The organism is Xanthomonas hortorum, from assembly GCF_040279205.1.
Lineage (GTDB): Bacteria > Pseudomonadota > Gammaproteobacteria > Xanthomonadales > Xanthomonadaceae > Xanthomonas > Xanthomonas hortorum_F.
On the sequence record NZ_JBEOLS010000011.1, the window covers coordinates 86,104 to 105,928 of the forward strand.

Below are 19,825 nucleotides of genomic sequence, written 5' to 3' on the forward strand. Positions count from 1 at the left end.
AACGGTGCGCCGCCGCGCTGGCTCAGCGGCCTTCGCGCAGGAAGCGCGCCATCGAGGACACACCCGGCAAGGCGGGCTCGAACTGGCCGGCCACATCGATGAAGCCGCGCATGATCGCGATCTCGCGCGGGGTGCGGTTGAGCGCGTCGCGGCGGTCGCCATCGGCGCCGGCACGCAACAGGCGCTGCACCAGCAATGGCAAGCCGTGCAGTGCGGCCAGATGCAACGGACCGAAGCCGCGTTGATCGGCCACATCCAGCGAGACCTCTTCGTCGAGCAGGCGGTCGACGCCGGCCAGCACCACTTGTTCGTCGCAGGCGGTGCCCGGTTCGGCGCGCGCGCCCAGCAACAGCAGCAACGGGCTGACCCGACCACCGGCCAGATACTCGGGGTCCGCGCCGGCCAGCAGCAAGGTGTCCAGCAAGGCCAGCAGGCGGCTCTTGTCGCGCGCGGTGAACCCGTACAGCGCGGCGCAATGCAGCGGCGCCAGGCCTTGGTCGTCGTTGGCGTGCACATCGGCCACCGCAGTGAGCAGGCGCGCCACGATATCCGGCAGGCCCAGCGCGCAGGCCAGCATCAGCACGGTGACGCCGCCGGGCAGGCGGTGCTCGATCTGCGCGCCGGCTTGCAGCAGGGCGGCCACGATCTCGGTCTGACGCATGCTCACGGCCGCCGACAACGGCGTGGCGCCGCTATTGGCCGCGCGTTGCGGATCGGCGCCGCGCCCGAGCAGATGCGCCACCACGCCGAGATGGCCACCACCGGCGGCGCGCAGCAGCGCAGTGCAGCCTTGCGCGTCGATCGCATCGACCGGCAGGCCGAGATCGATCAGCCGCCGCACCGCATCGGTGTCGCCGGTCATGGCCGCAGCCGGCACGTCGGCTTCGCGCAGCGTGCGGTGCGGCAGCGACCAGATGCGCCAGTCCAGCCAATCGGCCAGATCGCGGCGGCCGATCGACAGCGCCACGCCCAGCGGGGTCTGCCCGTCGGCGGCGCGCGCTTCCGGCGAGGCGCCTTGTTTGACCAGCAATTTCAGCGAGGCTTCGCGGCCCAGCGCGGTGGCCAGATGCAGCGCAGTCATGCCGTGGCTGTCGCGTGCCTCGCGGTCCACGCCGTGTTCCAGCAACCACTGCTGCAGGCGCAGCCAGCCCAGCCGCACCGCAAGCGACAACGGCGGATCGCCGGCCGCCGACGCGGCGAACGGGTCGGCGCCGCGTTCGAGCAATTCCAGCGCGAACTGCTCCAGCCCGCGCGATGCCGCATCGTGCTGCACGCAGGCGCTGAGCAAGCGGGTCAGGCCGCCGGCGCCGGCCGGCGAGACGCCATGGCGCAGCAGCGCCTGCAGTGCCGGCACCGCCTCCACACCACGCGAGAGCAGCGCAAACATCGGCACATCGCCGCAGGCATCGCGCACATCGGCATCGGCGCCGTGGCGCAGCAGCCAGTCCACGGCCTCGGCGTTCAAGGCCAGATGCGCGTCGTGCAGTAAGCCGCCGAGTTCTTCCGGGCCGCACAGCCTGGCCAATGCGTCCAGGCCGTCGCGTTGACCGAACTGCAGGCCTTCGCGCAACAGCACCAAGGGCGGGCGATCGGGCAGCACCGCAACGCCGGGGGTATCGCCGTGTCCATCGCTGACGGCAGCCGGCAGCGGATACGCAGGATCGAGCAATTGCACGATCGCCCAGCGCCCGGCTTCGGCGGCGACATCCACTGCGCGACGGCCGTGCGCATCGGCGCTGTCGGCCGGCACCTGCAGATCGAGCAGGCGCCGGATCAAGGCCGGCGACACGCGGTCGGCGGCGCAGGCCAGCATCACCGCATTGCGGCCGTCACCATCGATGGCCAGCACATCGGCCTTGCGTGCGACCAGCCGTTCCAGCACGCCGCTGCGTGCCTGCCGCGCCGCGTCCAGCCATGGCGTGCGGCCGAGCAGATCGCGCGCTTCCAGATTGGCACCGGCCGACAATAACGCTTCGACGATATCGCCATGCCCGGCCAACGCGGCCTCGTGCAAGGCGCTGCGGCGCTGGCGGTCGCGCGCATCCACGCGCGCCTTGTGCTTGAGCAGCAGCTGCACGCCGGCCGGGTCGTCTTCCTCGGTGCCGGCCGCGGCCAGCAGCACCGGCGCGCCACCTTCCGGTTCGGAATGCGCGCCGCGTTCCAGCAGAAACTTGGCCAGCCGCCAGTTGCCGACCTGGCAGGCCATCGCCAGCGGCGAATGGCCTTCGTTGTTGAGCGCGTCGAGCTCGGCGGCGGCATCGCGCAGCAGCGCGGCCACGCCCGGGTCGGAACTGCGCACGGCGTGATGCAGCGGCGTATTGCCGTCGTTGTCGGTGGCGCGCGGGTCGGCGCCGTTGGCCAGCAACGTCATCACCGCGTCGGGGCGGCCATGCCAGCTGTCGCGCGTGGCGGCCAGCAGCGGCGTCATGCCGCGATGCGGCTGGTTGACATCGACGCGGCGCACGATCAGCTCGCGCAGCAGGCGCAGATCCGGCAATACCGCAGCCAGCGCGGGCAGGCTGCGTTGATCGCGCCATTCCGGCAGCGGCATCGCCTGCGGGTCGGCGCCGGCCTCCAGGAGCTGCAGCGCGCGGTCCACGCGTCCACTGCGCGCGGCTTCGAACAATTCGGGCACCAGCTGGTGCTGGGCCACCGGCTCCAACGGGCGCGGTTCGGCCGCGGCTTCGGAGAAGAAATCGGCGGCCTGCCGGGCCACCGGGGTGTCGCTGCGTGCCGGTGCGGCGGTGCGTTGCAACAGCAGATGGGCCGCCGGCAACAGCACGCTGGCGGCGATCGCCAGACTCCAGCGCAGGCTGCTCGACAACCAGCCCGGCCAGGCCAGCGCCACGGCCAGCGTGCACATCGCCAGCACCAATGCGGCGGCCAGCAGACCGCGCCAGGCATGCAATTCCTGCGTAGCCAGCGCGTGCCACCGCGGCGCCAGCGCGCCGCCATCGCGCTCGACCTCGCCCCACAGCGGCCAGGTCCGCCACAGCCCGAGCAGCGCGGCGCTGACCGCAACGCTCAGCGCCAAGGCAGCGGCCAGGCTGCCGCTGTCACGCAAGGCAGTCAGCGGCCAGGTGATCAAGGCCGCCAGAGCCAACAGACCGACGCCCCAGATCGCCAGCAACGGCGGCAGCGCCTGCGCGACCGCACGCGGCTGGCTCGGCAATGCACGCGTGCCACGTGCCCACGACACCGCCAGCGCGAACGCCGGCTGCGCCAGCCACAGCGTCACCGCCGCAACGCTGCCGCCAACGCCGCCCAGCAACGACAACACCACCCCGGCCGCGCCGGCCAGCGCTGCGGCGCGCCACCGCGCGGCACGCGTGGCCTCAGTCATAGTCGCACTCGCCCGCCAGCACCACCGTCTTGGGCAGTTGCAGGTAGAAGCCGTGCCTGGCGAGCGCTTCGCGCACCGTGGTCACGTCGGCTTGCGCCAGACGGCGCTGCGGCGTCAACGCCACCTCCAGCACAAACGCGAACGGCGCCAGTTGCGCGTGCACGGCGGCGGGAAGACCGGAGAAGTCGTCACGCATGGCGAGATAGACAAAGGTGTCCTGCTTGCGTTGGCTTTTATAGACGTAGGCGTGCATGCGCGCGTGGTCGCGCTCGTTTGAGAAGTGTGTCGCAGGATTGTGTCCCAATTGCGCCCATGGCGAAAGCGCGGCCGTTGCGAAAAATCCCAGCAGCGTCAGCGACATGACCGGGACGTTCAGTTGCGCCATCGACGGGCCGCGGACACACCATCGATATACTGAGCACACTTTTTGCCAGCCAGACCACCGTGAGCCACGCGCAGCATTCGTCCCAGATGGCCCCGGTCGCCGTCACCGCTTTCACCTCCACCACCGCGCTCGGCGCCGGGCTCCACGCCCAGGCCGCTGCCCTGACAGCCCGCCGCAGCGGTATGCGCCGCAACGATTTCGGCCCACAACCACTGCCGTGCTGGATCGGCCGCGTCGACGGCGTGGAAGACGTCGTGTTGCCCGAATCCCTGCAAGGCTGGGACTGCCGCAACAACCGCCTGGCCTGGTTGGCCCTGCAGCAGGACGGCATGGCCGCTGCCGTGCAGGCGGCCGCGCAGCGCTACGGCGCCGAGCGCGTGGCGGTGATCATCGGCACCTCCACCTCCAGCATCGGTGCCAGCGAAGAGGCGTATACGCGTCTGGTCGAAGATGCCGAGGGCGCGCGTTTTCCGGATGACTTGAATCGCCCGATCGTGCACACCCCGCATTCGCTGGGCGATTTCGTGCAACACGCCACCGGCCTGCGCGGCCCCTGCATGACCGTGGCCACGGCGTGCTCGTCCAGCGCCAAGGTGTTCGCCCAGGCCGCGCGCCTGATCGACGCCGGAGTGGTCGACGCAGCCTTGGTCGGCGGTGTGGATACCTTGTGCGGCAGCGTGCTGTTCGGCTTCAACTCTCTGCAGGTGGTGGCGCCGGAGCTGTGCCAGCCGTTCGATGCGCGCCGGGTCGGCCTGAGCCTGGGCGAGGCCGGCGGCTTTGCCATGCTCGAACGCCCCGCCGCCGCACCGGACGCGACGTTGTGGCTGTACGGCTATGGCGAATCCAGCGATGCGCACCATATGTCCGCCCCGCATCCGCAGGGCCTGGGCGCGCAGCTGGCGATGCGCGGCGCACTCGAACGCGCCGGCCTGGAACCGGCAGCGGTGGGCTATCTGAATCTGCACGGCACCGCCACGCCGGCCAACGACAGCGTGGAAGCGGCCGCCGTAGCGGCGATCTTTCCCGACACGTTGCATGCCAGTTCGACCAAGGCCTGGACCGGCCACACCCTGGGCGCGGCCGGCATCGTGGAATCGGTGATCGCGTTGCTGGCACTGCGCGATGGCGTGCTGCCGGGCACGCTCAACAGCGAAGTGCCCGACCCCGCCTGCGGCCCGCAGATCCGTTTCGACAACGCCCATTCCAAGATCGATTACGCCATGAACAACTCCTTCGGTTTTGGCGGCAACAACTGCTCGCTGCTGTTCGGGCGGGCCCGCTGATGCTGGCTGCCACCATCGAAGGCATCGGCTTCTGGACCCAGGGGCTGCCCACCTGGGAGGCCGCCGTTGCCCTCGTGCACGGCGGCGCGCTGCAGGAGACCACGGCACGCCCGGCGCCGCAGTTGCTGGCCGCCAACGAGCGCCGCCGCGCACCGGACACGGTGGCGGTCTCGCTGGAAGCCGCACTGGCCGCCTGCACCGCCGCTGGCCGCGATCCAGCCAGCCTGCCGTCGATCTTCACCTCCACCTACGGCGATCTGGCGATCTCCGATTACATGTGCACCACGCTGGCCAGCGACCCATCGGCGATCTCGCCGACCAAGTTCCACAACTCGGTGCACAACGCCGCGGCCGGCTACTGGACTATCGGCGCCGGGGCGATGACCCCGACCACGGCGATCAGCGCCAGCCGGGCCAGCTTCGCGCAGGGCCTGCTGGAAGCGCTGGTACAGCGCGCCGCCGGCATGGACGCGGTGCTGCTGGCCGGCTACGACGCCCGCTCGGTCGGGCCGCTGGGCCGGGTCGCACCTAGCCAGGGGTTGCTCGGCGGTGCATTGGTACTGGGCGCGCCCGGCCAGGCCGGCAAGCTGCAGCTGCGGGCGCGGCTGGACGACGGCACGCCTTCCCCGGGCGAGGGCCCGCTGTCGCGGCACGTCGCCAACAACGCGATGGCGCCGATGCTGCCGCTGTTCGACCTGATCGCCGCCGACGGCGACGGCGACAGCGTGGCGCTGTACGCAGGCCCGGGCCGGGTGTTGCGCGTGGAGATCCAGCGATGAGCCGGCAGCCATTGAGCCGCGAAGACACCGCGATCCTGGTGCCGGCCTTGAACGAATCACTGCGCATCCGCGAAGTGGTCAACGATGCGCTCACCTATTGCTCAAACGTGATCGTGATTGATGACGGCTCCGACGATGGCACCGCCGATTGCATCGCCGATCTGCCGATCACCTTGATCCGTCATCCGCAGCGCATGGGCAAAGGCGCCGCATTGCGCAGCGGGTTCGCCGAGGCCCAGCGCCTGGGCATGCGCGCCGTGATGACCATGGACGGCGACGGCCAGCACAAGGCCGCCGATTTCCCGCGCCTGTTGGCCGCGGCCAACCGCCATCCCGGCTGCGTGATCGTCGGCGCACGCATGCGCAAACGCGCCACCCAGCCCACCATCCGCCGCATCGGCAACGACTTCGGCGACTGGGGCATCGCCTGGGCCTGCGGCTTCCAGCTGGTGGACAGCCAGAGCGGCCAACGCCTGTATCCGGCATCGGTGTTTACCCTGCCCGACGTGCCCGGCGAAGGCTTCGTATTCGAAGCGCAACTGCTGATTTCCGCTGCACGCCAGGCCGGCGCGCGCGTGGTCGCGGTGCCGATCGAAACCCGTTACGCCGGCACCTCGCCAGGCACGTTTCGCAAGAGCCACTTCCGCCTGGTGCGCGATCTGTGGGAAATCACCTCGCATGTAGTCGCCCAAGCCTGGAACTACGGGCATATCTGGCGCGAATACCGCCGCGTGCGCGCCAACCCGGTGCTGATCGACGACGCTGACGGTGAGTTTGCTACTGTTCCATCGGTCACCAAGAGCAAGCACTCCCCATGAATGCACAACGCGCAGATGTCGTTATCACCGGTGGTGGCCTGGCCGGCCTGAGTCTGGCGCTGCAGCTGCGCCAACGCGATCCCGCGCTGGCGATCACCGTACTGGAACGGCGCGCCCACCCCGTGCGCGAAGCCGCGTTCAAGGTGGGCGAGTCCACGGTGGAGATCGGCGCGCATTACTTCGCCGAGGTCTTGGGCCTGCGCGAGCATCTGGAGAGCGAGCAGATCCGCAAGTTCGGTTTCCGCTTCTTCTTTTCCGACAAGCGCGAAGACATCGACCGTTGCACCGAGCTGGGCGTCAGCCAGATCCTGCCGACGCCGTCGTGGCAGATTGATCGCGGCCGCTTCGAAAATTTCCTCGGCGAGCGCGCACGCGCGCAGGGCATCACCTTTGTCGACAGTTGCAGCGTCAAAGGCGTGGATCTGGCCGATGACGACAGCGACCACGCCGTTCGCTACGAGCGCGCCGGCGAGGCTGGCACACTGAGCGCACGCTGGGTAGTGGATGCCAGCGGCCGCGCCGGCCTGCTCAAGCGCAAGCTCGGCCTGGCGCAGGACAACGCGCACGACGCCAATGCGGTGTGGTGGCGCGTGGAAGGCCTGATCGACCCCAATGGCTGGTCGCAGGACAGCAGTTGGCTGCAACGCTGCACGCCGCCGGACCGCTGGCGCTCGACCAACCACATGTGCGGGCCGGGCTACTGGTTCTGGCTGATTCCGCTCTCCTCCGGTGCGCATTCGCTGGGCATCGTCTGCGATGCGGCCATGCACCCGCTGGAGACCATGAACACCCACGAGAAGGCGATGACCTGGCTGCGCACGCATCAGCCGCAGGTCGCCGCCACGCTGGACAAGGCCGACTACCGGCTGCAGGACTTCCTGTTCCTGCGCAACTTCTCCTATGGCTGCAAGCAGGTGTTCTCGCCGCAGCGCTGGGCGCTAACCGGCGAAGCGGGATTGTTCCTGGACCCGTTCTATTCGCCCGGCAGCGACTTCATTGCGATTTCCAATACCTATATCTGCGAATTGATCGGCCGCGACCGCGCCGGCAGATCGCTCAGCCCGTATGTGGAGCTGTATCAGCAGCTGTATTTTTCGTTCTACGAAAACACCCTGACCCTGTACCAGGATCAGTACGCGCTGTTCGGCGACGCGCAGGTGATGCCGGTCAAGGTGATCTGGGATTACACCTATTACTGGTCGCTGCTGGCGCCGTTGTTCTGCAGCGGACGCATCGCGCATCTGAGCTTGCTCGCACGCATGAAGACCGACTTCCTGTACGCGCGCGACATCAATCTGGCGATGCAACGCGTGCTGCACGACTGGGGCCAGCACAACAGCGAACAAGGTGTGGCCACCGGCGATGGACGCCTACTGGATCAGTATCTGATCGGTTGGTTCAACGAACTCAATGGCGCCTTGCACGACACCCTGGACGACGAAGCCTTCGCCGCACGCATCCACAGCAACATCGCGCGCATGGCAGTACTGGCGCGCGAGATTCTGCTGCAGGCGCGTCAACGCCATCCCGCACTGCCGGATCACGGGCTGGACGCCTTGACCGCCAACGCCATCGGCGAGCCGATCCTCACCGCCGCCTGGTACGCCGACGCGGCGTGAGCTTGCTCGAACGCGCCGACAACGGCGCGTTCGTTTCTGTAGTTAGGCGCAGCACCTATACTTCAGGCATCCTCACCCACAGGAAGTGACCCGTGTATCGAAGACTGCTTCATTCGCTCGTCATGGCAATCGTTGGCGCCTTCAGTACGCAGGCTCTGGCACAAAACATCGTGCAGTACACACCCGAACCGCTGCTCATGAACGGAAGCGACCTGGTTCCGGTGTGTCGGCGTGCCGCTGAAACCCATTACCTCGCACAAGGCGCAAGTATCTACAACTGGACGGCGTCGTATCACGATCGCGGCGATGGCCTGTATGTCGACGGCCGCCTGCGTGCCAATGGCAACACTGTGTCGGTGCATTGCAGCGCCGCACGTGGTGCACGCGAGCGCGATCTGGTCATGAAGATCGACGAGACCGGCGGCTAAGCCGATATGCACTGCTGTCGATGTGCAGCGCAGTGTTCGGATGAAACTGAGCTGATCTCAGACCGCACCTCATCGAACGGCCGCGCAGCGTGCATTGCTTGCACCATGCACACCGACCATCTCGACTGGTTCTTGCCCGCCCACCGTCGCGGGACCTTACGCGGCATGGATGCCGCGTAAGAGCCTACATGGACGTACTTGCGGCGTGTCCCGCGATGGTGGGCGGGCAAGGGCCTTGCAGCAAACTCGAAGAAGTCGAGGGCGCGATGCCCTCACCGCTCGCGGGACACGCCGTAAACCCGTCCCTGGGGGCTCGGTGGCGGCATCCATGCCGCCACACGGTCCCGCAATCGGCGAGGACACCGCACCAGACAGTTTGCTGATTGCTTTATTGAGCGCAGGACACGGGGCCAGCCAGTTTGCTGGATGCTTGTTGAAAACTCCGCACACCGATCAACTCGACTGGTCCTTGTCCGCCCACCGTCGCGGGACCTTACGCGGCATGGATGCCGCGTAAGAGCTTACAAGGACGTACTTGCAGCGTGTCCCGCGATGGTGGGCGGGCAAGGGCCTTGCAGCCAAGCTGCAGATCAGCCGCTCTCAACCCATCCCGCCATTGATGCCGATGACCTGGCCGTTGATGTAACCGGCCGCTTCCGAACACAGGAATGCGACCAATGCTGCGACTTCGTCGGGCTTGCCGACGCGCCCTGCCGGCACCAGCTGCTTGATCACCTCCGGCGCGAAACTCTCGCCGACCATCTCGCTTTCGATCACGCCCGGCGCCACCACGTTGACTGCAATGCCGCGGCTGGCCATCTCGCGCGACAGCGATTTGCTGGCGCCGTGCAGCGCGGCCTTGGCAGCGGCGTAGTTGGTCTGCCCGCGATTACCCAGCACCGCCGCCACCGACGACACACTGACGATACGGCCCCAGCGCGTGCGCGCCATCGGCAGCAGCAAGGGCTGGGTGACGTTGAAGAACCCGTGCAACGACACGTCGATGACCCGATGCCACTGCTCGGCGCTCATGCCGGCCATCGGTGCATCGTCATGGATGCCGGCGTTATTGACCACGATCTGGATCGGTGAGACCTCCAGCAGGCTTGCCAGCGCCGCAGCACTGGCCTGCGCATCGGCCACATCGAACGCCACCGCCTCGGCACTGCCGCCCTCGGCCACGATCGCTGCAACCACTTCATCGGCGCGGGCGATATTGCGGTTGGCATGCACGATCACATGGCGACCCTGCGCCGCCAACTGACGGCAGATCGCACCGCCAAGATCGCCGCTGCCGCCGGTGACGAGCGCGCGGCGCTGAGGAACGGATGTGCTCATGGAAGCCTCAATGGAAGCCGCAGAAACGACGGCGGAAAGAGCATCATCCTAACGACTCGCAGCAAGCGCAGGAATAGATCGCCAGCGTTGACCGCCCACCTTCTGTAGGAGCACGCTTACGCGCGATGCGGCGTCAGCGGTAACGCTTCATCGCGCGCAAGCGCGCTCCTACGCGGCCTGCGCCGCACCCAGCATCACCGTGGCACGCCCTTCGGCGAGCAACTGGTCCTGATGCATCAAGCGGAAGCTGTATTGCTGGCTGTCCTCTCCCTGCATCAGCACCTGTGCCTCGCAAACGATCGAATCCGGCAGCGCGTCCAGATAGACCACATGCAATTCCACTGCGCGCAGCGCTACCAACATACCCCGGCGCACCGGCTTGCCCGATGCGCGACCGAGCAAGCCGCCGTGCACGGCCATGGCTTGCGCGCCGTATTCGCAGAGATGCAGCGCGCGTAGGCGGCCGTTAGAACGCAGCGGATGCGTGTCACGACGATGGGCAAGGCTGCACAACACGATGCGCTGCGCGTCCCACTCCACCACTTCTTCCCACAGGCACATGCTGCCCTGATGCGGAATCAGCGCGGCAATCGCCTCACGTCCCTGCATGCGGTTCTCCGTTCTTTGTGCGTTCCAGCGCCGGCTCGCGCGACACCAGCAAGGCCAGGATGAAATTGAACAACACGCCCAGTGCCACCGTGCTGCCGATCGCACGCAATACCGGAATGCTGGACGCGGCCAAGAGCGCGAATACCAGCAAGGTCATCAGGCTGCACACGATCAGCGCATGCAACGTGCGCAGCTGGTCGGCGTGATCGTCGCCGGCGTGGTCGAAGAACAGCGCGTAATCCAGGCCCAAACCGGCCGCCAGGATCAGCGCAATCAGATGGAACAGATTGAGTTCCACCCCCATCCCGCGCAGGATCGCCAGGATCAGTACCGTGGTCAGCGCCATCGGCAACAACACCCGCACGATGCGGCGCGGGCTGCGCAGCGCGATGGCCACGGTCACTGCCAACAACACTGCAGCCAGCACCAATGCACCGAGCACACGACCGCGATACGCGGCGACCAAAGACTCGGAAGCATCTTTCAGATCCAGCAACTGCGCGCCACTGCCTTGTACGGCTGCGGCCAACACCGCCGGATCGCGCAGGCCGGTCAACGACACCAGGGCGGTGCTGCGATCGCCACGCCCCAGCAGCAGCCCCCCGACCGAGGTTGCCAGCGGCGAACCGGCCAGGTCCTTCGGCAACAGCGGGGCGGCCTGCTTGGCGGCGTCCAGATCCTGCAGGAACGGCGCAAACGCATCGCTGCGGAACGGCGTGGCGGCCACCGCACTATTGGTCAATGCGCGGGCTTGCGCGGCATCCGGCAGCGCGGCCTGACGGGCGCGCTGGGTCTTGGCGCTGGGCAGATAGCGCGCGGCCATGTCGTAGCCGGTCAACGCACCGGCGCGCACCAGGGCGTCCAGGCGCGGGCGCAACTGCTCGCTAGCCTGCAGCGCGGCCTCATCGTCGGCTGCCGGCAACGCGAGCACGTAACGCACATCGGGGGCACCCAGTTCCTGTCGCAACTGCGTGTCCTGCGCCAGCGCCTTGGGCGGCACCGGGGTCAATTTCGACAGATCGTTCTGCCAGAACTGCCCTGGCGCAAAGGCGATCACCGCGATGCCGATCACGGCAATCACCGCAAGACTGATGCGCGGCCGCGGCAAGCGCGCGATGCCACGCCAGAGCGCGGCGAGCATGCGCGAATCGGCATAGTCGCGCGGCGCCGGGTCGATCAACGACGGCAGCAGCCAACGTGTGGTGATCGCGGCGGTGGCCAGCCCGGCGATGGTGAACACCGCCAGCTGCCGTAAGCCGTCCACCCCGGAAAACAGGAAGGTCACATAGGCAATGCAGGTGGACACCACGCCGGTGGCCAGCGTCGGCCATAGATGACGCGCGTTGTCGCGTGGATCCAGACCCGGGCGCTGATGACTGAACAGGTGGATCGGGTAATCCTGCACCACGCCGATCAGGGTGAAGCCGAAGGCCACGGTGATGCCATGCACGCCATCGAACAGCAGCGCCACCGCAGCCAGACCGGCCAGGCCGGCGCTGGCCAATGGCAGCACGCCGAGCACCGGAATCTTCCAGCTGCGGTACGCGACCAGCAGCAACAACACCAGTCCCACCGTATCCAGCGTCCCGATCCACTGCGCCTCGCCCTGCGTGCGCGCGGTGATTTCCACGGCAAATGCACCGGGGCCGGTCAGGATGAGTTTTGTTGCGGTGCCCTTGCTGACCTTGGCGAAGGCCGCCTGCACCGCGTCGTAAGCCAGCTGCTGACCGGTGGGGTCGAAACCGGCCGCGCGCGTCTGCACGATCAAGAGTGCCGAGGTGCCGGCGCGGTCGAACCATACTTCATCGCGCGTCTGCGGCGCCGCGGCCGGCTGCAGGGTTTCGGCTAGATGCAGGATTTCCAGCGTGGGGTCGCGCGGCAGCAACGGCTCCACCATCGCGGCCGCAGGCGAGCCCAGATCCTGCACGCGCGATTGCAATGCCGCTTGCAGGGTGTGCGCATCCAGCGGCGTGGTGTCGAAGCTGTCGCTGAGCAGATAGCGATACGGCAACAAGGCCTCGGGGATCGCATCCAGTCCCGCAGTGCCGCCGTTGCCGACCAGCTCGAACAGCTGCGGTTGTGCGGCCAGGGCCTGCTGCAGTGCCTGCGACTGCGCGGCCAGCGTGGCTGTGTCGCTGTTGGAGAGCGACATCAACAACAGGCGCGAGCCGGGACCCTCGCCGAGTTCTTCGATCAGTAGTTTCTGCGCCGGCGTGCGCGGGGCGGGCATGAATTTGCGCAGATCGCCGGTGACCTTGAGCGTCTCGCTCAACCAGAATCCGGCCACTGCCAGCAACGCCAGCCACAGCAGCGCCAGGCCGATGCGGCGGTTTGCGCTCAACTTAAACGTCATGCGCAAGCCTCGCTGTGCCAGCCGAATGTCCACCGGCCGCGCGCGCGGCATCCAGCTTCAGTGACGCTTTCTTTCCGCTGAGGGCGGGCTGCAACGGCGCTTTGTTTTTTCTGAGGGCGGGCTGCAGTGACGCGTTCTTTCTGTTGAAGGCGTGCAGCACCGGCGCCTCTAATTTGCCGAAGGCGGTCGCTTTTTCCTTGCTAAGCGCGTGTCCCGACTGCGCACGCAACACCCACACGCGATGGATCACGCGCCCGACCCATGGCACAGCGTGGTCAGCGCCGCCGCATCGGTCACGCTTGCAGCCTCGCGCGCCGCACCGGCCAGCAGCGTGCGCTGCACATCGCCCTTAGCCGGCAGGCTTTCGATGCAGCGCAGCTCATCGTTGCGCCCGTACAGACGCAACTCGCGCACCTGCTTTGCCACGGCGGCGTCCTTGGGCTGCAGCGTCAGTTGCCAGGCCTGCGGCTGGCCTTGCCCACTGACGCGGTACTGTTGCTCCAGCAGCGCGCGGTCGCCGGCCAGCAACGCGCCGAAGCCGGATTTCAAACCCGCCAGTTCGGGCACACGGTTCAGCGAAAAGCGCCGCGGCGCTTTGCCTTCGCGTTCCAGTACGCCTTCGTCGCCTTTCAAAGTGGTGGTTTCGCGATACGGCGCGCTGACCTCGCGCACCAAGGTCTGCGCATCCGGGCGGCGGTAATGGCCCTGCACGCGCAACGGTGTCTTCAGCAGGGCCGAGCCACGCAATTCGACGAACTCGGTACTGACCGGTGCGGGGCGTGCCATGCGCTGCAACACCTGGCCGACGTCCAGCGTCTCAGGCGGTGCGGCGCATAGCGGTGCGGCGCTGAACAGCAGTATCAGCATCCACGGCAGGGTGCGGCACATCGGCATGGTGGGTGTTCCAGAAATCGTAGAAGTTGAACCAGTTGTACGGCGCGTAGCGGGTGTAATGTTCCAGCCTGGCCGCGTAATCGCGCATGAGTACGGCCAGCACCGGCGCACGCTGGCGACGCGGCACGTCCAGGCCTTCGCTGAAGGTCTCGAACGCCAGCTCGTAATGATTGCCGCCGCGATACAGGCCGAACGCCAGCACCACCGGCACCTTGAGCGCCGCGGCGATCAGCCACGGCGAGGTCGGGAACATCGCGTTGCGGCCGAGGAACATCGCCGGCAATGCCGGGTCGCCCTCGCGCGGGCGATCGATCAGCAACGCGACCAGCGCGCCGGCATCGGTGGCGTCCTTGATCGCCATGACGATCGAGGTCGCGTCCATGCCGGCGTCGATGATGTTGGCGGCCAGTTGCGGGTTCAGCGCGCCCAGCAGGTCGGTCATGGCGCGGTTATGCGCCTTGTCCAGCACCACCTTGACCTGCACGTCGGGGCGTTCGGTGGCCAGCACGCGCAGCGCATCGAAGCTGCCCAGATGCGAGCCGAAGATCAGCACGCCGCGGCCGCGATCCATCTGCGTGTGCAGCTGATCCAGCCCGGTGATGTCGACCTGGAAGCGCTGCATCTGCCCGCACAGCATGTACACGCGGTCCAGGATCGTCGACGCAAACGTATGGATATGCCGCGCCACATCGCGCAGCTTGGCCGGACGCCCCAGCACACGTGCCAGGTAGGCACGCGAAGCGGCGCGCTCGGGCGCACGCACCAGCAGGAAGTACAGCGTGATCGGGTACAGCAGCGCGCGCCCCACCGAGCGCCCGGCGTGCCGGGCAATGCCGCGGATCAACCACAACGCGAAACGTCCGCCGCCTTCCGGGCGTTGTTTCCACTGGCTGTTCATGGCGCCGCCTCCGCGACCAGCTCGCCGCTGACCAGCAGGTCGTCGGCGCGCTGCACGCGAAAGCGCCAACGCGGGCCAGCGCCGTCCAGTGTCACCGACGCGGTCTGGCCGGGCAGCAACGGCTGCACGAACTTCACCTGCGGCAAGCGCATTGCGGCGCGTGGGCCATGCGCGGCTTCCACCGCCTGCAGCACGTGATCGAGAACGACCACGCCGGGCACCACGGGGCGACCCGGGAAGTGCCCAGGCAGGCAGGGATGATCATGTGGCACGACGAAATCCATAAGCGGGTAACTCAGATCCTGGGTTGAAGCATGGCCGCCACGGCGGCGTGTGCCTGCTCGGTCAATTGTTGGCGGTCCGGCGGATCCGGCCCGGTTACCGGGATCGGGGCGCCGATGCGCACACGAATGATGCCGGGGCGCACCCTGAACATACCCTCCACCGGCAGCACCTTGCCGCAGCCATCCAGCGCCACCGGCACCACCTGCACACCTGCATCGATAGCGGCCTGCAGTAGCCCAGCCTTGAATGGCAGCAGTGCGCCGCTACGGCTGCGCGTACCTTCGGGAAACAGACACAACTGTTTGCCCTCGCGCAGCAGCGCGGCCGCCTGACGCCGCACCATCGCCCCGGCACGCCGGCTGTCGCGGTCCAGGAACAGCATGCCGGTACCACGCGCGAACCAGTTCACGAACGGCACCTTGAGCATTTCGTCCTTGAGCAGGAAGCGCAGCGGCACCGGCAAGGCGTAGAACAGCGCGCAGATGTCGATGACCGACTGGTGGTTGCTGACGAACAGGTAATTCTTGGACCAGTCCACGCGTTCGCGGCCTTCCACGATCACCTGGGCACCGGCGCCGCGAAACAGCACCGGCGACCACATCCAGCCGCCCATGCGCAGCAACCGATCGGGGTCGCGGGTGATCGCCAGCAACACCAGGCAATACACGATCCCGCCAGCGGTGAAGATCAGCGTAAAGGCCAGCTGCAACAGGTTGAACACGGCCCACGCCAGGCGCGACGGCATCCTTGCCAACGGCATTTTTGTCTTGTCCCTGAAAATGTGCACGTACGTCGCTGCCCCTGGCCACGCACTCAGCGCAGCAGATCGCGCCAGAACTCCGGCCCGAGCCGCGCCATCTGGCGCAAGAAGTCTGGCAGATTACGATAGGGACGCTGTGGAAACCAGCGGCCGCGCAATAGATATTCGCCCACAAAGAACCCGCCAACCACCCCGTACGCCAGCAGATTGGCGAACAACGAGGCGCGCGCGTCGCTGATCGGCAGCGGCGAGGCGTAGCCCAGTTGCGCCAGCACGCCACTGGGTTCGGCGCACAGGCCCAATACCAGATTCACCAGCGTCAGCGCGCACAGCAGCAGCGCCCAGGCAAGCGTGAGCCGACGCGTATAGCGGTACTGCTCGGGCGTGATCGGCATGCCGGCCTGGCGATACAGCCCTTCGACAATGCGGCTGATCAACGGCGTGCGCCCGCGGCGCAGGCTGCGGCCGAAGAACCAGGCGATCCAGCCGGTGAACACCACCGGCGGCGCGGCCAGCAGCAGCATCGCGTACGGCGAGTGCCACAACGCGCTCAGGCCGGCCAACGTCAGCAACGCCAGCGCCCAGGCCCAGGCCCGGCGCGCGACCATCGGTTCGATCAACACCATCAGCACCAGCAAGGCCCCGGCGATGACCGCCAGGTCCGGGCGATGACTGGCGTTGGCCCAGTGCGCCAACGGCGAGTACGCCACCGCCAGCAGCACGCCCAGCCCCAGCACCCACGGGGGTGCATCGGCAGGCGCTACAGTGGACGGATCAGACGGTCTTGTTGGTTTCGACATGCGCCGACAATGCGCGCAGCGACGCAAAGATGCGACGGTTCTCGTCGTTGTCAGAGCGCAGCTGGAAGCCATAGCGCTTGCTGATCGCCAGCGCCAGTTCCAGCGCGTCGATCGAATCCAGTCCCAGGCCGGTATTGAACAACGGCGCCTCCGGATCGATGTCGGCGGGTTGGACGTCTTCCAGGTTCAGGCTTTCGACCAGGAGTTCGGCCAGTTCACGTTCGGCAGCGGTTTGCAGGGACATCCAGAAGCTTCCACAGGTGAGGGTCGGGCAACAAATTCGGAAAAATCAATCAAGGCAATCAATTCGAACAACCAGCAACGCGTCGCAAACAACCCTCGGGTCGAGGCGGGGCGATGCTTTGGAACCGCAGTGTACGTTGTCGCCGCTGCCACTTCCGGCTACCGGCCACGTCCGTTGAGCGGCCGCGCAGTCGGTCTGCTGGTGATCCGGTGAAAGCGGTGAGGCAATCGGGGTGCACCTGTCCGGGCTGCCGGTCAGGCTATCATGACTGCATGACGCTCGCCCGCTGCAGGTTCGTTCCAGGATGACTTCCACCGCTGTTCGCCCCACCCCGACCGCCATGCCGGCAGCCGGGCCGGCCCCCGGACCCGAGTGTCCGGATGTGTTGATCATCGGCGGCGGGCCAGCGGGCTGCGCCGCCGCCATCGTGCTCGCGCAGCAGGGCTGGCAGGTCACCCTGCTGGAGAAGGAGCAGCACCCGCGCTTCCATATCGGCGAATCGCTGCTGCCGATGAACATGCCGATCCTCGAACGCCTGGGCGTACTCGAACAAGTCCGCGATATCGGCGTGCTCAAGCGCGGCGTGGACTTTCCCAACGATGCCGGCGGTTACAACACGTTTCGTTTTTCGCGTGCGCTCGATGCCAAGGCCGATTTCGCCTTCCAGGTGCCGCGTGCGCAGTTCGACCAGGTGTTGTTCGAGCGCGCGCGTGCGGTTGGCGTGGATGCGCGCGAGCAGGTCAAGGTCGAACAGGTCAGCTTCGATGGCGAACAGCCGGTATTGCAGGCACGCGGCGTGGACGGCGAGCAGCAGTTCCGCCCGCGCTATCTGCTCGACGCCAGCGGCCGCGACACCTTCCTGGGCAACCGCTTCAAGCTCAAACGCGCCAATGCCAAGCATCAATCGGCCGCGTTGTTCAGCCATTTCCGCGGCGTGGCGCGCCGGCCGGGCGAGGATGCCGGCAACATCAGCATCTACCGGCATGCGCATGGCTGGATGTGGCTGATCCCGCTGCCGGACGACATCATGAGCGTGGGCGCGGTCTGCTACCCGGAATACATGAAGACCCGCAAGGGCGACAGCGAAGGGTTTCTGATGCGTACGCTGGCGCTCAATGCCGAAGTCACCGCACGCATGCACGGCGCCGAGCGCGTGGCACCGGTGCACGCCACCGGCAACTACGCCTACGAATGCACGCGCATGGCCGGCCCGCGCTGGCTGATGCTCGGCGATGCCTACACCTTCGTCGACCCGATGTTTTCCTCGGGCGTGTTTCTGGCCATGCACAGCGCCGAGCGCGGCGCGGCGATGGTGGACCAGGCCCTGCGCACGCCGCAGCACGAGGCGAAACTGCAGCGTGCCTTGCAGCGCGAGCTCAAGCGCGGCGTGGATGAGTTCAAGTGGTTCATCTACCGCTTCACCTCGCCGACCATGCGCACCCTGTTCGCGCAACCGCAGAACACCTGGCAGATCGAAGAAGCCGTGGTGGCGATGCTGGCCGGCGACGTGTTCGAGAGCCCCAAGGTCCGCCTGCGTCTGCGTGCGTTCCGCGCCATCTACGCCATCACCACCTTGTCGATGATGCCGCGCGCCTGGCACTCCTGGCGGCAACGCCGGCGTCAGGCCACGCTCGGCTTCGACGGCGACACCTTGCAACGCGATACGCAACAACGAGATACGCAATGACCGCTTTCCAGGCCCAGACCACGCATGCCGTGCGCCATCCCCGCCTGCAGGTCGACTATGTCGACCAGACCGACCCGTCTGCCCTGCTCACCGATCCGCAGGTGTTGGCCGTGTTCGGCTTTGGCACTGCGGCGGCGCATCTGGACGACCCGCGTTACCTGCGCGTGCCGCTGCAGCCGTATCAGGCCAGCGTGCTGGAAGTGTGGCGCAGCGACTCGCCGGTGCGCAGTGGGCGCGACGGCAACATCGCCTGGTCCAGCGACGGGCGCCTGCAGTTCGGCGTGATCGAGATCGACGAGCAGGATGTGGACATCGAAGAAGCCGCCGCCAAGGCGTATGCGGAAATCACCGCCTTCGTCACCGGCAGCCAGACTCCACGCCTGCTGCGCATCTGGAATTACCTGGATGCGATCACCCTGGGCAGCGGCGACCGCGAACGCTATCGGCAGTTCTGCATCGGCCGTGCACGCGGCCTGGGCGCCTTCGATACCGCACAGCTGCCTGCCGCTACTGCGGTGGGCCGTTGCGATGCCGAGCGCATCATCCAGATCTACTGGCTGGCCGCCGCCGATGCCGGCACACCGCTGGAAAATCCACGCCAGGTCAGCGCCTACAACTACCCGCGCCAGTACGGCCCGCAGCCACCGAGTTTTGCCCGCGCCATGCTGCCGCCGGCCGGCAGCGACATGCCGCTGCTGCTGTCAGGCACCGCCGCGGTGGTCGGGCATGCCTCGATGCACACCGGCCAGTTGCTTGCGCAGCTGGAAGAAACCTTCGCCAACTTCGACGCCCTGCTCGGCGCCGCACGCCAGCACGCCCCCGCCCTGCCCGCGCAATTCGGCGCCGGCACGCGTTTGAAGGTCTACGTGCGCGAGCACGACGACCTGCCCAAGGTCGCGCAGGCGCTCGACGCCCGCTTCGGCGACGCCGTGCCGCGCCTGCTGCTGCACGCGGTGATCTGCCGCGACGAGCTGGCGGTGGAGATCGATGGGGTGCATGGGTGAAACATGCGATATCCATAGATTCTTTCTGCCCCCAACGGCTTGGTGGGATCCAAGCTCGGCGTCAGGTAGCGAGCGCAACTGTTGGGAACTCTGAATTAGGGCCTGTTAACACTAATGGCCCGAGCGATTAAACTATCGTGCATGGAGATCACGCCAGCACAATTTTCTCTGATCGAACACTGCCTGCCGGCGCAGCGCGGCAATGTCAGCATGACCAACCTGCAAGTGGTCAACGCCATCCTTTACGTTGCCGAGCATGGCTGCAAATGGCGCGGCCTACCCAAGCGCTTTGGCAACT

The 19,825-nt window shown here is 67.1% G+C and carries 20 protein-coding genes; 8 read left to right on the top strand and 12 right to left on the bottom strand.

What is annotated here, in order from left to right:
• Positions 1 to 22: 22 nt before the first annotated feature.
• Positions 23 to 3,343, bottom strand: a complete 3,321-nt coding sequence (locus ABS769_RS07125; RefSeq protein WP_317061118.1) for an ankyrin repeat domain-containing protein — start codon at positions 3,341 to 3,343, stop codon at positions 23 to 25.
• Complete coding sequence (locus ABS769_RS07130; RefSeq protein ID WP_317061159.1) at positions 3,336 to 3,596, bottom strand: YcgL domain-containing protein; 261 nt, start codon at positions 3,594 to 3,596, stop codon at positions 3,336 to 3,338. Before ABS769_RS07130 ends, ABS769_RS07125 begins: the two co-directional genes overlap by 8 nt.
• A 218-nt stretch (positions 3,597 to 3,814) precedes the next feature.
• Between ABS769_RS07130 and ABS769_RS07135 the strand changes: the two genes are divergently transcribed.
• From ABS769_RS07135 to ABS769_RS07155, 5 genes are all read left to right on the top strand, one after another.
• Positions 3,815 to 5,011, top strand: coding sequence for a beta-ketoacyl-[acyl-carrier-protein] synthase family protein (locus tag ABS769_RS07135; protein WP_317061117.1), 1,197 nt, complete (start codon positions 3,815 to 3,817; stop codon positions 5,009 to 5,011).
• Positions 5,011 to 5,790: a beta-ketoacyl synthase chain length factor gene (locus ABS769_RS07140; protein WP_317061116.1), complete on the top strand. Its 780-nt coding sequence runs from the start codon at positions 5,011 to 5,013 to the stop codon at positions 5,788 to 5,790. Before ABS769_RS07135 ends, ABS769_RS07140 begins: the two co-directional genes overlap by 1 nt.
• Positions 5,787 to 6,608, top strand: a complete 822-nt coding sequence (locus ABS769_RS07145; RefSeq protein WP_317061115.1) for a glycosyltransferase family 2 protein — start codon at positions 5,787 to 5,789, stop codon at positions 6,606 to 6,608. Before ABS769_RS07140 ends, ABS769_RS07145 begins: the two co-directional genes overlap by 4 nt.
• Entirely contained in the window at positions 6,605 to 8,227 is a 1,623-nt protein-coding gene (locus ABS769_RS07150) for an NAD(P)/FAD-dependent oxidoreductase (RefSeq protein ID WP_317061114.1), read from the top strand. Before ABS769_RS07145 ends, ABS769_RS07150 begins: the two co-directional genes overlap by 4 nt.
• Before the next feature lie 197 nt (positions 8,228 to 8,424).
• A complete protein-coding gene (locus ABS769_RS07155; protein ID WP_317061113.1) occupies positions 8,425 to 8,655 on the top strand; it encodes a hypothetical protein in 231 nt (76 codons plus the stop codon).
• Between the two features lie 600 nt (positions 8,656 to 9,255).
• On the opposite strand, the gene fabG is transcribed toward ABS769_RS07155, so the two are convergent.
• From fabG to xanC, 10 genes are all read right to left on the bottom strand, one after another.
• Complete coding sequence (fabG, locus tag ABS769_RS07160) at positions 9,256 to 9,993, bottom strand: 3-oxoacyl-ACP reductase FabG (RefSeq protein ID WP_317061112.1); 738 nt, start codon at positions 9,991 to 9,993, stop codon at positions 9,256 to 9,258.
• Positions 9,994 to 10,161: 168 nt separating this feature from the next.
• Entirely contained in the window at positions 10,162 to 10,602 is a 441-nt protein-coding gene (locus tag ABS769_RS07165) for a phosphotransferase (RefSeq protein ID WP_317061111.1), read from the bottom strand.
• Positions 10,589 to 12,955 carry an MMPL family transporter gene (locus ABS769_RS07170; protein ID WP_317061110.1) on the bottom strand — a complete coding sequence of 789 codons (2,367 nt, stop codon included), beginning with the start codon at positions 12,953 to 12,955 and terminating at the stop codon, positions 10,589 to 10,591. Before ABS769_RS07170 ends, ABS769_RS07165 begins: the two co-directional genes overlap by 14 nt.
• Positions 12,945 to 13,205, bottom strand: a complete 261-nt coding sequence (locus ABS769_RS07175; protein ID WP_317061109.1) for a hypothetical protein — start codon at positions 13,203 to 13,205, stop codon at positions 12,945 to 12,947. The genes ABS769_RS07170 and ABS769_RS07175 overlap by 11 nt, the downstream gene beginning before the upstream one ends.
• A complete protein-coding gene (locus ABS769_RS07180) occupies positions 13,202 to 13,849 on the bottom strand; it encodes a LolA-related protein (RefSeq protein WP_317061108.1) in 648 nt (215 codons plus the stop codon). The genes ABS769_RS07175 and ABS769_RS07180 overlap by 4 nt, the downstream gene beginning before the upstream one ends.
• On the bottom strand, positions 13,773 to 14,747 hold the full coding sequence (locus tag ABS769_RS07185; RefSeq protein WP_317061107.1) for an acyltransferase: 975 nt from the start codon (positions 14,745 to 14,747) through the stop codon (positions 13,773 to 13,775). Before ABS769_RS07185 ends, ABS769_RS07180 begins: the two co-directional genes overlap by 77 nt.
• On the bottom strand, positions 14,744 to 14,971 hold the full coding sequence (locus tag ABS769_RS07190) for a hypothetical protein (RefSeq protein ID WP_225306916.1): 228 nt from the start codon (positions 14,969 to 14,971) through the stop codon (positions 14,744 to 14,746). Before ABS769_RS07190 ends, ABS769_RS07185 begins: the two co-directional genes overlap by 4 nt.
• 71 nt (positions 14,972 to 15,042) lie before the next feature.
• Complete coding sequence (locus ABS769_RS07195; RefSeq protein ID WP_317061106.1) at positions 15,043 to 15,792, bottom strand: lysophospholipid acyltransferase family protein; 750 nt, start codon at positions 15,790 to 15,792, stop codon at positions 15,043 to 15,045.
• Positions 15,793 to 15,845: 53 nt separating this feature from the next.
• Entirely contained in the window at positions 15,846 to 16,529 is a 684-nt protein-coding gene (locus ABS769_RS07200; protein WP_176341550.1) for a ketosynthase, read from the bottom strand.
• A gap of 37 nt (positions 16,530 to 16,566) precedes the next feature.
• A complete protein-coding gene (xanC, locus tag ABS769_RS07205; RefSeq protein ID WP_006451937.1) occupies positions 16,567 to 16,836 on the bottom strand; it encodes a xanthomonadin biosynthesis acyl carrier protein XanC in 270 nt (89 codons plus the stop codon).
• A gap of 340 nt (positions 16,837 to 17,176) precedes the next feature.
• Between xanC and ABS769_RS07210 the strand changes: the two genes are divergently transcribed.
• The 3 genes from ABS769_RS07210 to ABS769_RS07220 all read left to right on the top strand — a co-directional run.
• Complete coding sequence (locus ABS769_RS07210; RefSeq protein ID WP_317061158.1) at positions 17,177 to 18,523, top strand: NAD(P)/FAD-dependent oxidoreductase; 1,347 nt, start codon at positions 17,177 to 17,179, stop codon at positions 18,521 to 18,523.
• Complete coding sequence (locus tag ABS769_RS07215; RefSeq protein ID WP_023905423.1) at positions 18,520 to 19,527, top strand: pteridine-dependent deoxygenase like protein; 1,008 nt, start codon at positions 18,520 to 18,522, stop codon at positions 19,525 to 19,527. The genes ABS769_RS07210 and ABS769_RS07215 overlap by 4 nt, the downstream gene beginning before the upstream one ends.
• A 141-nt stretch (positions 19,528 to 19,668) precedes the next feature.
• Positions 19,669 to 19,825, top strand: a 157-nt coding sequence (locus ABS769_RS07220) for a transposase (RefSeq protein WP_233368074.1), incomplete at its 3' end; no start/stop codon positions are given.

Excerpts from the sequence above, each read along its gene's own strand:
- ABS769_RS07165 (WP_317061111.1), bottom strand. The coding sequence starts at position 10,602 with ATGCAGGGACGTGAGGCGATTGCCGCGCTGATTCCGCATCAGGGCAGC.
- ABS769_RS07140 (WP_317061116.1), top strand. The coding sequence starts at position 5,011 with ATGCTGGCTGCCACCATCGAAGGCATCGGCTTCTGGACCCAGGGGCTG.
- xanC (WP_006451937.1), bottom strand. The coding sequence starts at position 16,836 with ATGTCCCTGCAAACCGCTGCCGAACGTGAACTGGCCGAACTCCTGGTC.
- ABS769_RS07195 (WP_317061106.1), bottom strand. The coding sequence starts at position 15,792 with ATGCCGTTGGCAAGGATGCCGTCGCGCCTGGCGTGGGCCGTGTTCAAC.
- ABS769_RS07180 (WP_317061108.1), bottom strand. The coding sequence starts at position 13,849 with ATGCCGATGTGCCGCACCCTGCCGTGGATGCTGATACTGCTGTTCAGC.
- ABS769_RS07145 (WP_317061115.1), top strand. The coding sequence starts at position 5,787 with ATGAGCCGGCAGCCATTGAGCCGCGAAGACACCGCGATCCTGGTGCCG.
- ABS769_RS07170 (WP_317061110.1), bottom strand. The coding sequence starts at position 12,955 with ATGACGTTTAAGTTGAGCGCAAACCGCCGCATCGGCCTGGCGCTGCTG.
- ABS769_RS07155 (WP_317061113.1), top strand. The coding sequence starts at position 8,425 with ATGAACGGAAGCGACCTGGTTCCGGTGTGTCGGCGTGCCGCTGAAACC.
- ABS769_RS07215 (WP_023905423.1), top strand. The coding sequence starts at position 18,520 with ATGACCGCTTTCCAGGCCCAGACCACGCATGCCGTGCGCCATCCCCGC.
- ABS769_RS07210 (WP_317061158.1), top strand. The coding sequence starts at position 17,177 with ATGCCGGCAGCCGGGCCGGCCCCCGGACCCGAGTGTCCGGATGTGTTG.
- ABS769_RS07125 (WP_317061118.1), bottom strand. The coding sequence starts at position 3,343 with ATGACTGAGGCCACGCGTGCCGCGCGGTGGCGCGCCGCAGCGCTGGCC.
- fabG (WP_317061112.1), bottom strand. The coding sequence starts at position 9,993 with ATGAGCACATCCGTTCCTCAGCGCCGCGCGCTCGTCACCGGCGGCAGC.
- ABS769_RS07135 (WP_317061117.1), top strand. The coding sequence starts at position 3,815 with ATGGCCCCGGTCGCCGTCACCGCTTTCACCTCCACCACCGCGCTCGGC.
- ABS769_RS07150 (WP_317061114.1), top strand. The coding sequence starts at position 6,605 with ATGAATGCACAACGCGCAGATGTCGTTATCACCGGTGGTGGCCTGGCC.
- ABS769_RS07130 (WP_317061159.1), bottom strand. The coding sequence starts at position 3,596 with ATGCACGCCTACGTCTATAAAAGCCAACGCAAGCAGGACACCTTTGTC.
- ABS769_RS07185 (WP_317061107.1), bottom strand. The coding sequence starts at position 14,747 with ATGAACAGCCAGTGGAAACAACGCCCGGAAGGCGGCGGACGTTTCGCG.